The 13,049-nt window shown below is 67.9% G+C and carries 18 protein-coding genes and 1 pseudogene; 7 read left to right on the top strand and 12 right to left on the bottom strand.

Annotated features, from left to right (window positions below; translation table 11 throughout):
• Positions 1-91: 91 nt before the first annotated feature.
• From ACIGZJ_RS26940 to ACIGZJ_RS26930, 3 genes are all read right to left on the bottom strand, one after another.
• Positions 92-403 (bottom strand): DUF6087 family protein, encoded by a 312-nt coding sequence (locus ACIGZJ_RS26940; RefSeq protein WP_396459636.1) that lies wholly within the window; start codon positions 401-403, stop codon positions 92-94.
• Positions 404-768: 365 nt separating this feature from the next.
• Positions 769-1,089: a DMT family transporter gene (locus ACIGZJ_RS26935; protein WP_396459635.1), complete on the bottom strand. Its 321-nt coding sequence runs from the start codon at positions 1,087-1,089 to the stop codon at positions 769-771.
• Between the two features lie 84 nt (positions 1,090-1,173).
• Positions 1,174-1,518 carry a DMT family transporter gene (locus ACIGZJ_RS26930; RefSeq protein WP_396459634.1) on the bottom strand — a complete coding sequence of 115 codons (345 nt, stop codon included), beginning with the start codon at positions 1,516-1,518 and terminating at the stop codon, positions 1,174-1,176.
• A gap of 117 nt (positions 1,519-1,635) precedes the next feature.
• On the opposite strand from ACIGZJ_RS26930, the gene ACIGZJ_RS26925 reads away from it, so the two are divergent.
• Positions 1,636-2,127: a MarR family winged helix-turn-helix transcriptional regulator gene (locus tag ACIGZJ_RS26925; RefSeq protein WP_396459633.1), complete on the top strand. Its 492-nt coding sequence runs from the start codon at positions 1,636-1,638 to the stop codon at positions 2,125-2,127.
• Between the two features lie 292 nt (positions 2,128-2,419).
• Complete coding sequence (gene metG / locus ACIGZJ_RS26920; protein ID WP_396459632.1) at positions 2,420-4,135, top strand: methionine--tRNA ligase; 1,716 nt, start codon at positions 2,420-2,422, stop codon at positions 4,133-4,135.
• 108 nt (positions 4,136-4,243) lie between these two features.
• Here metG and ACIGZJ_RS26915 read toward each other — a convergent pair whose 3' ends face one another.
• Complete coding sequence (locus tag ACIGZJ_RS26915) at positions 4,244-4,708, bottom strand: MarR family transcriptional regulator (RefSeq protein WP_396459644.1); 465 nt, start codon at positions 4,706-4,708, stop codon at positions 4,244-4,246.
• Here ACIGZJ_RS26915 and ACIGZJ_RS26910 point away from each other — a divergent pair.
• Positions 4,707-4,859 carry a hypothetical protein gene (locus ACIGZJ_RS26910; protein ID WP_396459631.1) on the top strand — a complete coding sequence of 51 codons (153 nt, stop codon included), beginning with the start codon at positions 4,707-4,709 and terminating at the stop codon, positions 4,857-4,859. The two genes, ACIGZJ_RS26915 and ACIGZJ_RS26910, sit on opposite strands and share 2 nt — an antisense overlap.
• Positions 4,860-4,939: 80 nt before the next feature.
• On the opposite strand, the gene ACIGZJ_RS26905 is transcribed toward ACIGZJ_RS26910, so the two are convergent.
• From ACIGZJ_RS26905 to ACIGZJ_RS26890, 4 genes are all read right to left on the bottom strand, one after another.
• Entirely contained in the window at positions 4,940-5,398 is a 459-nt protein-coding gene (locus tag ACIGZJ_RS26905) for a GNAT family N-acetyltransferase (protein WP_396459630.1), read from the bottom strand.
• Positions 5,395-6,237: a hypothetical protein gene (locus tag ACIGZJ_RS26900; protein WP_396459629.1), complete on the bottom strand. Its 843-nt coding sequence runs from the start codon at positions 6,235-6,237 to the stop codon at positions 5,395-5,397. The genes ACIGZJ_RS26905 and ACIGZJ_RS26900 overlap by 4 nt, the downstream gene beginning before the upstream one ends.
• Positions 6,201-6,764, bottom strand: a complete 564-nt coding sequence (locus tag ACIGZJ_RS26895) for a hypothetical protein (RefSeq protein WP_396459628.1) — start codon at positions 6,762-6,764, stop codon at positions 6,201-6,203. The genes ACIGZJ_RS26900 and ACIGZJ_RS26895 overlap by 37 nt, the downstream gene beginning before the upstream one ends.
• Positions 6,765-6,853: 89 nt before the next feature.
• Complete coding sequence (locus ACIGZJ_RS26890; protein WP_396459627.1) at positions 6,854-7,267, bottom strand: hypothetical protein; 414 nt, start codon at positions 7,265-7,267, stop codon at positions 6,854-6,856.
• Between the two features lie 227 nt (positions 7,268-7,494).
• Here ACIGZJ_RS26890 and ACIGZJ_RS26885 point away from each other — a divergent pair.
• The 3 genes and pseudogenes from ACIGZJ_RS26885 to ACIGZJ_RS26875 form a co-directional block, all read left to right on the top strand.
• Positions 7,495-7,677, top strand: a pseudogene (locus ACIGZJ_RS26885) (multiprotein-bridging factor 1 family protein); the annotation flags it as partial.
• 87 nt (positions 7,678-7,764) lie between these two features.
• Entirely contained in the window at positions 7,765-8,748 is a 984-nt protein-coding gene (locus ACIGZJ_RS26880) for a transcriptional regulator (RefSeq protein ID WP_396459643.1), read from the top strand.
• Positions 8,749-8,764: 16 nt separating this feature from the next.
• Positions 8,765-9,121, top strand: coding sequence for a hypothetical protein (locus ACIGZJ_RS26875; RefSeq protein ID WP_396459626.1), 357 nt, complete (start codon positions 8,765-8,767; stop codon positions 9,119-9,121).
• A 59-nt stretch (positions 9,122-9,180) separates the two neighbouring features.
• Here the strand turns inward: ACIGZJ_RS26875 and ACIGZJ_RS26870 are convergent, their stop codons facing one another.
• Positions 9,181-9,372: a DUF397 domain-containing protein gene (locus tag ACIGZJ_RS26870; protein ID WP_396459625.1), complete on the bottom strand. Its 192-nt coding sequence runs from the start codon at positions 9,370-9,372 to the stop codon at positions 9,181-9,183.
• Positions 9,373-9,378: 6 nt separating this feature from the next.
• The gene (locus ACIGZJ_RS26865) at positions 9,379-10,233 is read right to left on the bottom strand and encodes a helix-turn-helix domain-containing protein (RefSeq protein ID WP_396459624.1); all 855 of its coding nucleotides are present in this window, start codon (positions 10,231-10,233) and stop codon (positions 9,379-9,381) included.
• Between the two features lie 282 nt (positions 10,234-10,515).
• Between ACIGZJ_RS26865 and ACIGZJ_RS26860 the strand changes: the two genes are divergently transcribed.
• Positions 10,516-10,932, top strand: a complete 417-nt coding sequence (locus ACIGZJ_RS26860; RefSeq protein WP_396459623.1) for an ATP-binding protein — start codon at positions 10,516-10,518, stop codon at positions 10,930-10,932.
• A 76-nt stretch (positions 10,933-11,008) separates the two neighbouring features.
• Here the strand turns inward: ACIGZJ_RS26860 and ACIGZJ_RS26855 are convergent, their stop codons facing one another.
• Together ACIGZJ_RS26855 and ACIGZJ_RS26850 are read right to left on the bottom strand one after the other, a co-directional pair.
• Positions 11,009-11,611, bottom strand: coding sequence for a GNAT family N-acetyltransferase (locus ACIGZJ_RS26855; protein WP_396459622.1), 603 nt, complete (start codon positions 11,609-11,611; stop codon positions 11,009-11,011).
• Positions 11,612-11,755: 144 nt separating this feature from the next.
• A complete protein-coding gene (locus tag ACIGZJ_RS26850) occupies positions 11,756-13,039 on the bottom strand; it encodes an adenylosuccinate synthase (RefSeq protein ID WP_387940967.1) in 1,284 nt (427 codons plus the stop codon).
• Between the last annotated feature and the right edge of the window lie 10 nt (positions 13,040-13,049).

The following is a 13,049-nucleotide window of genomic DNA, read 5'->3' as shown; positions in this document are numbered from 1 at the left end:
CATCTCGAAGCGTGAAGAACGGCCGCCTCCGCTGTCCCGGAAAGAACCGCAGATCAGCAGGTCAGGTGACCAGCGAGGTTAAACAACAAGCTCAGGCGTCCGGCTTCCGGTGGCGGCCGGTGCCCTTGCGCAGGAGCGGTACGGGGGTGTCCGACTGCGGGAAGGCCCGGAGCGGCTCCGCCCGGGCGATGAGCCCGTACGCCTCGGCGTAGTTCTCCGCGACGGCGACCGGCTGCCAGGCGAAGCCGTCCCACTCGACCACCAGCCGTGGCGCGTCCTGGAAGAGGTGCGCCCCGCGCCGCGGCCCGGCCACCAGGGCGATCGCGTCCCGCGCCCCGGGCGGGCGGCGCCGCTTCGCGCGGGCGGCGTACCAGTCGGCCAGCGGTTCGTCCTCGGCGTCCATCGCCACCTCCCTCACGTCCGGCGGGGCCAGTCTTGCCGATGGCGGGAGGGCGGGGCGATTCCACGAACGGGTGAAACGGTAGTGCTGTTGTCCGACCGTCAGATGTCCGACTCTGGGCCTGGCGCGCTCCGGGCTCCGGGTGATTCCGGGCCGCCCGGCTGCGCTTCCCGCCCGGGGGTGGCCGTTCCGGGCCGGCGTTCCCCGGGGGCCCGTCGAGCGCTCCCCGGGCGCCCGCCGAGGTGGCCATCCCGGGGCGTCGCCCAGGGCCATCCACCCCGGCTGCACTTTGCAAAGTGTGACTTTGCAAAGTGCAGAAGAAGCGGGGCAGGGTGCGAAAGCGCAGGTGGGAGAGCCCCATGCCCGGTTCAGATCCCGGCGGCGAGCTTCAGGGTGATCGCCCCGGCGATGATCGAGGCGAAGGAGAGCAGCTTGGGCAGGGTGATCCGCTCCTTGTAGACCAGGGCACCGAAGAGCACCGTGCCGATCGAGCCGAGCCCGGTCCAGATCGTGTACCCGACGCTGAGGTCGATGGTCCGCAGGGCGAGGCTCAGGGTGAAGATGCCGGCCGCGGCCACGACCAGGGTGAAGACGGACGGCCAGAGCCGGGTGAAACCGTTGGTGGCGTTGGTGCCGAGGGCGAAGCCGATCTCGAAGACGACGGCGATTGCGAGGAAGACCCAGGCCATGACGTGCTGCTCCTTTGTGGGTGCGGTTGTTCGGGATCAGAGGGTCGCGGGTCCGCCGGAGCGGAGGGGGTCGGGGAGGCGGGGTCAGGCGGCCGGCTGCTGTTCGCCGCCGAGCCGGTCGGCGAGCTTGAGGCCGAGGACGCCGCCGATGATCAGGACGAAGGCGACGGCCTTCCCGGCGTTCATCGACTCGTGGAAGACCGCCGAGCCGAGGGTGACGGTGCCGATCGAGCCGATCCCGGTCCAGACGGTGTAGCCGACGCCCACGTCGAGGGTCTTGAGGGCGAGGCTGAGGAAGAAGATCCCGCCGGCGGCCGCCGCCGCGGTGAGCAGCGAGGGCCCCAGGACGGTGAAGCCGTGGGTCGCGTTGGTGGCGAGGGCGAAGACCACTTCGAAGGCCGAGGCGATGAGCAGGTAGATCCAGGCCATGAGAACCCCCCGGGTTCCTAGTAATTGCATGTATGTGCAAGTTCATGGAGACTGGGCAAGAGCATGCATGTACAAGTAACCTGTGTCAACCCACCCCGCACGGCCAGGGAGTCACCCATGACCTCTCGACCCACCCCCACCAGCGGCGATGCGGATGCCCGGATGTGGGCCCGCCTCACCGCGCTGCACACCCAGGTCGAGGGCCGCCTGGCCACCGCCCTCCAGCGCCGCCACGGTCTCGGTCTCTCCGAGTACCGCGCCCTCGGCTTCCTCGCCGAGGCCCCCAAGGGCGAGCTGCGCATGCAGGACCTCGCCACCAGCCTCGGGCTCAACCAGAGCTCGGTCACCCGCCTGGTCGCCCGGCTGCACACGGCCGAGTTCACCTACCGGGACAGCTGCCCGGACGACAAGCGCGGCGTCTACACCGTCATCACCGACCTCGGCCGCGCCCGCCGGGAGGAGGCTCGCAGCACCTACGAGTCCACCCTCACCGCCGCGATCGACGAGGCGGGCGAGGCCGCTGCCGACCTCGCCCCGCTGCTCACCACCGCCCGGCGCTCGCTCGGTACCCCCGTCCCCGGGTCCCCGCCCGTGGCCGCCACCGGCTGATCGCCCGAGCTTGAGCCCGCGTCCGCTCAGGCGTCCCGTACAGGCGTCCGTACCGGCGCCGTCGTCCGCGCCCTCGTCCGCGCCCTCGTCCGCGCCCGAGCCCGGTGCCGCTCGGGGACGTGCCGGGAGCCACTAAACTCAGCCGCACCCGGGACGCACCGCGTCCAGGTCGCCTCCGGCCGTCCGGGCTCGCTTGGCGGCCTGTACCCGACGCCCGGCGCACAGGACATCGACACCATCCACCCGCGGGCACCCCCACCGGTGTTCGCCGGAGACATTGGAGCATCCCAGGATGACTCGGCAGTTGATCACCAGCGCGCTTCCCTACATCAACGGGATCAAGCACCTGGGCAACATGGTCGGGTCGATGCTCCCGGCGGACGTCTACTCCCGCTACCTGCGCCAGCGCGGCCACGAGGTCCTGTACATCTGTGCCACCGACGAGCACGGCACCCCCGCCGAGCTGGCCGCCCAGGAGGCGGGCCTGCCGGTCGCCGAGTTCTGCGCGCAGGCCCACGACCAGCAGAAGGCCATCTACGACGGCTTCCAGCTGTCCTTCGACTTCTTCGGCCGCAGCTCCTCCCCGCAGAACCGGGAGATCACCCAGGAGATCGCCCGCGAGCTGCACGCGAACGGCTTCATCGAGGAGCGCTCGGTCCGCCAGGTGTACTCCAACACCGACGGCCGCTTCCTCCCGGACCGGTACATCGTCGGCACCTGCCCGCACTGCGGCTACGACAAGGCCCGCGGCGACCAGTGCGAGAACTGCACCCGCGTCCTCGACCCGACGGACCTGGTGGAGCCGCGCTCGGCCATCAGCGGCAGCTCCGACCTGGAGGTCCGCGAGACCAAGCACCTCTTCCTCCTCCAGTCGAAGCTGACGGACGAGGTCGAGGCGTGGATCGCGGCCAACGGTGACAGCTGGCCCGTCCTCGCCTCCTCGATCGCCCGCAAGTGGCTGACCGAGGGCCTCCAGGACCGCGCGATCACCCGCGACCTGGAGTGGGGCGTTCCCGTCCCGGCCGACGTCTGGCCGGAGTTGGCGGCCTCCGGCAAGGTCTTCTACGTCTGGTTCGACGCCCCGATCGAGTACATCGGCGCCACCAAGGAGTGGGCGGACGCCGCCCCCGCCGGCGAGGTCCGGGACTGGAAGTCCTGGTGGTACGAGGCCGACTCCACCGTCCGGTACACGGAGTTCATGGCCAAGGACAACGTCCCGTTCCACACGGTGATGTTCCCCGCCACGATCCTCGGCTCGCGTCGGCCGTGGAAGAAGGTCGACTACGTCAAGGCCTTCAACTGGCTGACGTACTACGGCGGCAAGTTCTCCACCAGCCAGAAGCTGGGCATCTTCACCGACGTCGCGCTGGAGCTGCTGCCGGCCGACTACTGGCGCTACTTCCTGATGGCGCAGGCCCCCGAGTCGGACGACTCCAGCTTCACCTGGGACCTCTTCGCCTCCGTCGTCAACAAGGATCTCGCCGACACCCTCGGCAACTTCGTCAACCGCGTGCTGTCCTTCAGCCGCAAGCGCTTCGGCGACGAGGTCCCGGCCGGCCACGAGGCGGGCGAGGCCGAGCAGCGCCTCGGCACCCAGATCGCCGAACTGCTCGCCGAGTACGAGGGCCACCTCGACGCGCTCAACTTCCGCAAGGCCGCGCAGAGTCTGCGTGCCCTGTGGAGCGCCGGCAACTCCTACCTGGACGAGAAGGCCCCCTGGCTGCAGGCCAAGACGGATCTGGACGCCGCCGCCCTGACGCTGCGCACCGCGATGAACCTCATCCACCTGTACTCGGTGGTCTCCGAGCCCTTCATCCCGACCGCGGCCAAGGCCATCCGCGACTCCTTCACCCTGGCCGACGACACCCGCACCTGGGTCGCCGCCGACGAGGCGCTCACCCTCGTCCCGGCCGGCACGCCGTTCACGGTGCCGCCGGTGCTCTTCGCCAAGATCACCGAGGAGCAGTTGGAAAGCTGGACCACCCGGTTCGGCGGCGGCACGGCCTGAGCGTTCAACCTTGAGCTGCGTAGGAAGTCGGCGGGTCCGACTTCCTACGCAGCTGCGACGGGGCAGCCGGGGGAGTTCGGGTTGTTGTAGACCGTCTCCCGGTATCCGTCAGGCGGGCAGATCGCTGTTGCCGCCCAGGTTCGCGACCATTCGTCGCAGCACGTTGATCGTGGTCACGAAGTCGGCCGTGTCGATGCCTTCGTGCATCTGCTCGTGAACGCGCAGATTGCGCTCCCTGGCCCGCAGGCGGCCGTCCTCTCCGGCCTTCGTCAATGTCATGACCCCCGCCTCCTCGGTGATCCAGCCGCGAGCAAGCAGGTCATCGAAGACACCGTCGAAGTCGATCCCGAGGTCCTCGTACGCTGCCAGCCGCTCCGTCAGGGTGGCGCGGCTCCAGGTGGCCGGTGCCCCGGCGACATGGTTGAGCGTCCACCAGTGCGGCTGGGTGAGATCCTCCACCGCCAGCTGGGCCCGGAGAGCTCCGACCACCTGGCGGTAGGCCGCGCCACTCCACGCGCCGATGGGCTGAGCCGCCAGTTCCTCGTGCGAGTACTCCTTGATAGCCACGCTGATGCGCCCCCTTCAACGACCACTGGAACGCGATCACGGTAGGACTTCAAGTTCGCTTGAGGTCAAGGCGGGTTCGCACGTCCTGCCCATCGTCAGGATCACCGACGAGCAGCTGGAGAGCTGGACCGCCCAGTTCGCCGGCGGCGCGGCCTGAGTGTCCAACCCTGAGCTGCGTAGGAAGTCGGACCCGCCGCCTTCCTACGCAGCCTCCTGATCAGAGGGTCGAGCAGTGCATCAGGACGGTTGTCTTACAAGGTAGTTCACTAGCCCGTCCACGGTGTAGGTGTAGATGAATCCGGCTCTGACCAGCACCTTGCCGGAGGCTAGGTTGTCCACTCGATGCCTGGCGCGGATGCTGGGGAGCTGGAGAACGCCGAATGCGTGAGCGAGCAGATCGGCCACGGCCCTGGTGGCGTATCCGCGGTTCCATGTGTCCTCGCGGAGGATGTAGCTCAGCCGGCCGGTGTTGTCGATGGTGTCGAGCTTGATAACGCCGATCAGGTCGGAGTCCAGGTCAATGCCGAAGATGAGCAGTCTTGGTGGTTGCTCCGCCGCCAGGGCCACGGCTTGCGCTACATACGTGTTGGCCTCCGCCCGGTTCATGGTTGGGCGGTCGAGGTGTCTCACCGAGGAGCCACTGTAGATCCGCTGTACGGCCTCGGCATCGTCCAGGTTGAGTTCCCGAAGCCTCATTCCAGGGCTGCCAGAAGGCCGGCGAGGGCGGAGGCCGTCGGGCGCCTCTCCGGCAGTGCATCCAGGGCCAGGCGAAGAGTGCGCTGGAGATCCGGCCAGGGTTCCACTGGATCCAGCGGAACGGTGCCGGTGGCGATGGCCGCGCGGAGGCTGTCCGGGGTGCTGTCCTTCGGGTTGATGCCAACTGCGGCGTAGTCCAGCGGCCATGTCCCCGTGGTGCAGGTCCACAGGCTCCCGGCGAGGGCGTAGACGTCGGCGGCCTGGGTCGGCGTTGCAGGCCGCTCACCGTCGTGGATCGATACGGCCAACTCAGGCGCGACGAGGTGCGTGATGCCGCCCATGAAGGCGGGGTGCTGCGGGAAGTCGGTGTGCCAGGACCATGCGAAGTCCAGCAGCCTGGCACCCATGTCAGTGTGGACACCGTGTAGGGGTTGAAGGTCGCTGTGCACCCAGCCAAGCGCGTGGAGGTCGGCGACGGCACGGCAGAGGTCCACCGCTCCGGAGAGAGCCTCGGTGCGCAGGTCGGATCCCTGCCGGAAGGGCTTGAACAGCTCCCATGTGGAAGGTCCGTCGAGCCATGCCGTGACGTACCAGACGCCGTGACTGTGCCGACCGGATGTCACGGTGTAGTCGGGGAGTTGGTCGAGCACGGCGGCCTCACGAGCCGTGATCTCCTCACCGTCCCCGTACCCGGCCTTGATAGCCACCGTGGTGCCGGCGCCGACCGCCTTCCATACCGCTGAGCCGCGCCGGTCGGTGATTTCCTTCAGCTCGACCGGGCCACAGATAGCCTCTGCGGCCTTCACCGCCTCCAGGGGACAGGTAGCGAACTCGCCCATTCTCGTACTGCCTTCCACTCGCAAGGGATGCTCTCGAAGACGTTTCGGCCGTCATCGTCGGCGATGGCCAAGGCCTGCGCCAGGTCGGGTGTGTCCCTGAGGAGCCGGGGGTCGCGGAGCCGTACGGAAGCCCGTACCGGGAGAAACGAGCACGGTGGAGCAGGGATTCTCCGGCCAGACCTGTCGAACTCCTGGACACCCTGGGCGAACTTCCCGAACATCACGCCGACTGGTCCGTACAGATGCTTGAGAGCCCAGTGCGGCCAGGCCATCAGCTCGGAGTGCCCGGTGTCGGCGACCGCCCCCAGAATCACGATGTTCTCGCAGACGAAGGTGCCATCAGGTCGATTCTTCACGAGTCGGATCCGCTCGGCGGCCTGAACGCCAGCGCGGAACAACTCCGCCTCGACCTGGTATCGGTGCGTGCCTGGTGCGATTTCGTAGACCGTCCAGCCCGTCGCGTCACGAGTCACGGACTGTTGAAGGAACGGACAGTGTTCGTACAGCGCGGTGACGTAGCCGGACACGTCTACAGAGGTCGGCCTCGTGGTGAGGGGCTCAATGAGGCGGAGCGCCCCGGCGATGGGCCGGGGCGCTCCGTCGAATTGTCCGCCTGTCACCGGTTGCTCTTCATCGGGACCACGTCGCCGTCGCCCGGGGCCGGGGAGCAATTCCACTCCGCGACCACCGTTCCGGTCTCGCGGTAGCGGGCCAAGGCTTCGGTGTCCACGCTGCCATCGGCGCTCGTGAACCAGATCTTCGGGAGGGGGCCATAGGCCTCTTCGTAGGAGGCGATCCACCCGATGCACCCGGATCCGACGCCCTTCACATGAGTGAGGGGCTGACCTGCGTGGGCTGTGGTGAATGTGGCGTGCGCGGCGTGGTCATCGGCGAGTGTGTGCCACACGGCGTCGACCGCACCGCTGAACATCTCCGGAAAGGTGTCGCCGGCCGCCAGTCGGCGGCCGGCGATGGTGAAGAACCTTCCGAGCTCGACGAGCTCGGAACCGGTTTCGATGGTGGTGTGCATTGTGTTCCTCCAACAGCTCTGTGGTCTCGGCGCGACTGGGCCGAGCCAGACCTCGGCGGGCCGCTTCGAAGTGCCGAGGGCCGGAACCGACTCGTCCTTCAACGCGGTAGGTGACCAGTGAACAACGATCAGTTACGGTCTCCCAGAGCGAAGCCAAGGCGGCCCCCAAGCGTTCTCCAGGCGTTGGGGCGCTGCCTCGGCGTACCTCAGGGACAGGACGGGGCGGTATGTGGGCCAAACGGGACGGCCTTGCCAGGCGACGTGTGGTGCTGGGCTACAGTCAGGAAGATCTCGCCGACAGGCTCGGGGTCGCCGTATCCACAGTCGTGCGCTGGGAGGGTGGCCAGGCCACGCCCAGGCCCCATCAGCGACCCAGGCTTGCGCAGCTCCTGGATATCACCACCTCGGAGCTGGACGCCCTGCTGACACCTCAGTCGGCAACATGCACCGGACCTTCGTGTCCAGAAACCCCATTCGACACTGGTGATGCTGACGACATGAAACGCCGCGACGTCCTGAGCCTGCTTGCTCTAACCGGAGCGTTGGTGGCGTTGCCGCGTGCTGACGTGACCTTGGAATCCAGCCTGTCTGATCCGACCGCTGAGCAGACAGGAACGCTCGGCTCCCCTCTGTGGCAGGTATTCGCCCTGGCCACGGCAAAGCAGGCTGTCTACCCCCTGGTACACCATCAGCTCGGGATTCTTGCCCGAGAGCTGGGCGATGTACGGAGTGAAGTGGATCGGAAGCGGCTGTGTGCTTTGACGGGGGACCTCTACCAGCTCGCCGGGGAGATCTTCTTCGACGGAAACCGGTACACCGACGCGGCGTACTGCTATTCGCTCGCCGCGCGCGCCGCGCCGGAGGCCGGGGACTTCGATCTCTGGGCATGCGCCATGACCCGACACGCCTTCGTCGAGTTGTACGAGGGGAGGCCCGCAGTGGCGTTGCGGATACTGTCGGCGGCCTCTCGGATCGCCCAGCGCGGTGACAGCCAACTCTCCACCCGTTACTGGGTCGCGGCTGTCCAAGCCGAGGTCTATGCCGACCTCGGTGACCTGAGTGCTTGCAACCGCGCTCTCGATCTGGCCGACCAGGTCCATGTCCTGAGCGGCCAGATCCACAATGGTGGATGGTTGCGTTTCGACGGCTCTCGTCTCGCGGAGGAGCGCGGCACCTGTTATCTGGAGCTTGGGCGTCCTGACCTTGCCGAGGATGCCCTGATGGTCGCTCTTGAGCAGGAGCTGTCCCCACGTCGCCGTGGGGCGGTACTGGCCGAACTTGCGATACTCGGTGCGCACCGTGGTGACCTGGACCAGGTGCTGCATTTCAGCGGAGCGGCCATGGAGCTGGCGGGCCGGACCGGCTCCGGGTTCCTCGGAAGGAAGTTGGAGGGGCTCCAGTCCCGTCTTGCCCCGCTCATGGCCGATGGCCGAGTCTCGGATCTGCATCATCGGATCTCGGCGCTCTCCCGCGCCGTCTGACGACAAGGATGACCGCATGACGAACGACGGCCGGATCTTCCGTGAGGCGTGGATCGCCGGCGTGATCAAGCACTACCCGGGTGAGGCGAAGCCGGGCTACGTCGCTCCTTGGGAGGACACACCGGAGTGGGAGCGGCAGTGTGCGGCCGCCGTGTACGGACAGGTGCGCGACTTCGTCCGGGTGAGTGCGGGCAACACGGGGAAGCTCACCCGCGAGCAGAAGGGCCGGTTTGTCGCTCTCTGCTGGATCGCCCAGATCCACAAGCACATCGAGAACCCGAAGCCGGGCTACGTCGCCGACTGGGACGCGCTGCCCGCCTGGCAGCAGGAGACGGACGCGGACATCTTCGAGCACATCGAGGCGGCCGGCTGACCGGCGGGCCCGCCTTCGGCGGCCCCTTGCGGGAGCAAGGGGCCGCCGGAACGATTCGGCTAGGCGGTGCCGAAGTGGTCGAACTCGCCGCGCTTGACGCCTTCGAGCCAGAGGGCGAACTTCTTCGGGGTCGTGACGACGACGGCGTCGGGAGCGTCGGACTCGCGGATCTCGACCAGGCCGTCGGAGGTTCGGACTTCGATGCACTGGTTGCTGTTCCCGCTTATCGATGACTTCTGCCAGTTACCCATACCTCGCTAGCCTTTCAGGTCCGTCATGATGTGCTGGATGAAGTCGCGAGAGGTCTCCGGGCTGAGTGCGGTGGCCTCGGACTCCGCGATGATGGCGCGGTACGAGTCCAACTCGGCCTCCGTGTGGAGGAAGTACGGGCCCTGGGTGAGATCGATCTGTACGGTGTCCAGCTCGGGGACCGGGCCGTGGGCGAAGAAGAGGTCCTCGCCGGACCCGGGGTAGGTGTCGACGCCGAAGGGGATCGCACGCACGGTGATCCACGGGCGGTCGGCGTCGGAGAGCAGGCTGGCAAGCTGGTCGTGGAGGACGTCAGGCCCGCCGAACTGCATGCGGAGGGCCGCCTCGTGGACGAAGGCGGTGAATGGCACGCGGCCGTCGGCGAGGGTGTGCTGGCGTTGGATCCGGAAGGCCGTCCGCACGTCGGCATCGTGTCGGGGGATCGGCGGCCGGAGCCGGGCGAACATGGCGGAGGCGTAGCGGCCGGTCTGGAGCAGGCCCGGGATCGAGACCGTGTTCAGCACGAGCATCGACTCGGCGTGGTGTTCCAGCTCCGCGATGTCGAGCATTCCCTGCGGGACCCGACCTCGGTAGCTGTGCCACCAGTGCTTCTCGCGATCGTGCGTCATTAGGCCGAGTGCCTCGACAAGCGAGGCGTTGGTGCACTTGGCCGCTGCTGCCCAGGACTTGAGTCGGCCGGCGCCTATGCCCGACTTCCCGTTCTCCATCTGGGAGATCTTGGCGGCATCCGTGCCCAACGCCGCGGCCATCGCCTTGGGAGTCATGCCCGCGTGCTCGCGCATGGTGCGCAGCTCGATGCCGAGCCGCTGCTGGCGCACGGTTGGCGACAGGCGGGGTGGCATGGATGTCTCCCCTCGATCGGTGCCTCCGGTGCAGTCTGCCGCCCGGGTGGCACCAGGTCCACCAATGGGGATTCCCGAGGCGGGAGGGTCCCTCGATGGGGTGAAGTGCACCTGGCTCAGTAGCAATTCTTCTACTGAGGACCCTACCGTCGTTCTCACAGGGCCTGCTGACGTATCGGCAGGGCGCTCGAAGTGCACCCCGGACGCGCGGTCGCAGGGGTAGGCCACGGGCGCGACGGCCCTGTGTGCGCGCCCCTCCCTCAACTGGACTGGAGACAGTCGATGTTGCTTCCTCCCCTGCGCCCGCTCGACGCCGACCCGGCCGGCGGGTTCCGGCTGGACCTCTTCCCGCCGGCCGTGCCGGAGATCGTCGGCACCCTGCGGCGGCTCCTCCGCGAAACGCTGCAGATCATCGGCCTGGACGCGGACGTCCCGTGCCTCCTGCTCTCCGAGTTGGTCACCAACGCCCTCGTGCACGGCGACGGCGCCCCGACCGTGGTGCTCGAACTCCGCGCCCGCAAGCTCTACATCACCGTCTCCGACGCCTCGGCCGCACCGATCGTCCGACCGGTCCCCGATGACACGCGAACAAGCGGACGGGGGCTTGACCTTGTCGACTCGCTTGCCGATGAGTGGGGTGTGGAACTCATCGGGTCGTACGGGAAAGCGGTGTGGGCGGTTGCGGCGGTCGGTGGCTGATGGGTGTCGTCCTGCTGGCCGGGCTGTTCGTCTCGGTGCTCTTCGTCGGGGTCGTCGCGCAGATCGCCGCTGCCCGTCAGCCGAGTGAAAGGCTTTCCGTCAAGCGGGACTTGGCCGCCGGCCACTCGTCGGCCAGCATGGAGAAGTAGGCGCTGTCGCGCCAACTGCCGTCCGCGCGAAGCCTGTCCCGGCGGTGGATGCCCTCGTAGGTCGCGCCCAGACGTGAAATGGCTTTGCGGGAGCGCTCGTTGAGGCTGTCGGTCTTCCAGAAGACGCGACCCATCCCCAGGTCCTCAAAGGCATGCGTGAGCAGCAGCAGCTTGGACTCGGTGTTCACCGCCGTCCGCCAGGCGGTCCTTGCGTACCAGGTGCCGCCGATCTCGACGAGTTCGTTGACGGCGTCGAAGTCGTAGTACCCGGTCATGCCGATCGCCCGCTCGCCCGCCAGGTCGATCACCGCGAACACGACCGCCGTCCCGCCCTCGATCTCGGCGAGCCGCTTGTCGATGACGGCGGCGAACTCCGCCTCGGTGTGCGGCGTGCCGGAGGGCACCCAGCGCCAGACCTCCTCGTCGCCGCCGCCGGCGGCAAACAGGTCGGGCAGGTGGTGGCGGCCGAGGGGTTCGAGGCGGACGTGGCGTCCGACGAGGGTCGCCGGCACGGGGAGCTTCGCAGTCATGATCCCGAAGGTAGCGCCACTCTGCACTAGAGGCAATGCCTTATTGAACTAGTTCAAAAGCCTCGAGGCGCGAAGAAGGCCCTGTGGGACGGTGCGTCCCACAGGGCCTTCTCAGCTGCCCGCGTGCCTACCGGGCCGGGCGGCTCAGATGAACGAGTTGATCTCGATCGTCTCGGTGCGGCCCGGGCCGACGCCGATGGCGGAGATCGGGGCGCCCGACATCTCCTCCAGGGCCTTCACGTACGCCTGGGCGTTCTTCGGCAGGTCGGCGAAGGTCTTCGCCTTGCTGATGTCCTCGGTCCAGCCCGGCAGCGTCTCGTAGATCGGCTTGGCGTGGTGGAAGTCCGACTGGTTGTACGGCAGCTCCTCGACCCGCTTGCCGTCGATCTCGTAGGCGACGCAGACCGGGATCTGCTCCCAGCCGGTGAGCACGTCGAGCTTGGTCAGGAAGAAGTCGGTCAGGCCGTTGACCCGGGTCGCGTAGCGCGCGATCACCGCGTCGAACCAGCCGCAGCGGCGGTCGCGGCCGGTGGTCACACCGCGCTCGCCACCGATCCGGCGGAGCGCCTCGCCGTCGGCGTCCAGCAGCTCGGTCGGGAACGGGCCCGAGCCGACGCGGGTGGTGTACGCCTTCAGGATGCCGATGACGCGGTCGATCTTCGTCGGGCCGATGCCCGCACCGGTGCAGGCGCCGCCGGCGGTCGGGTTGCTGGAGGTGACGAAGGGGTACGTGCCGTGGTCGACGTCGAGCAGGGTGCCCTGGCCGCCCTCCAGCAGGACGACCTTGTTCGCCTTCAGCGCCTCGTCCAGCACCAGGGTGGTGTCGGCCAGGAACGGCTTGATCTTGTCCGCGTAGCCGAGGTACTCCTCCAGCACCAGCTCGGCCGGGATGGCGCGGCGGTTGTAGAGCTTGACCAGCAGCTGGTTCTTGTCGTGCAGCGCGGCTTCGATCTTCTGCTGCAGGATCGACTCGTCGAAGAGGTCCTGCACGCGGATGCCGACGCGGTTGATCTTGTCCGCGTAGGTCGGGCCGATGCCGCGGCCGGTGGTGCCGATCCGGCGCTTGCCGAGGAAGCGCTCGGTGACCTTGTCCAGGGTGCGGTGGTACGGCGTGATCAGGTGGGCGTTGCCCGAGATCAGCAGCTTGGAGGTGTCGATGCCGCGCTCGTTCAGACCGCTGAGCTCGGAGAGCAGCACGCCCGGGTCGATGACGACGCCGTTGCCGATCACCGGCGTCACATTCGGGCTGAGGATTCCGGAAGGCAGCAGGTGAAGTGCATACTTCTGGTCGCCGATGACCACCGTGTGACCGGCGTTGTTGCCGCCCTGGTAGCGAACGACGTAGTCGACGGAGCCACCGAGGAGGTCGGTCGCCTTCCCCTTGCCCTCGTCTCCCCACTGAGCGCCAACGAGCACGAGTGCCGGCACAGGCGTACAC

Source organism: Kitasatospora sp. NPDC052868 (assembly GCF_044547105.1).
In the GTDB taxonomy this organism is placed as follows: domain Bacteria; phylum Actinomycetota; class Actinomycetes; order Streptomycetales; family Streptomycetaceae; genus Kitasatospora.
Note: the sequence above shows the minus strand (reverse complement) of the source record. Positions and strands in the feature narration are given on the sequence as shown.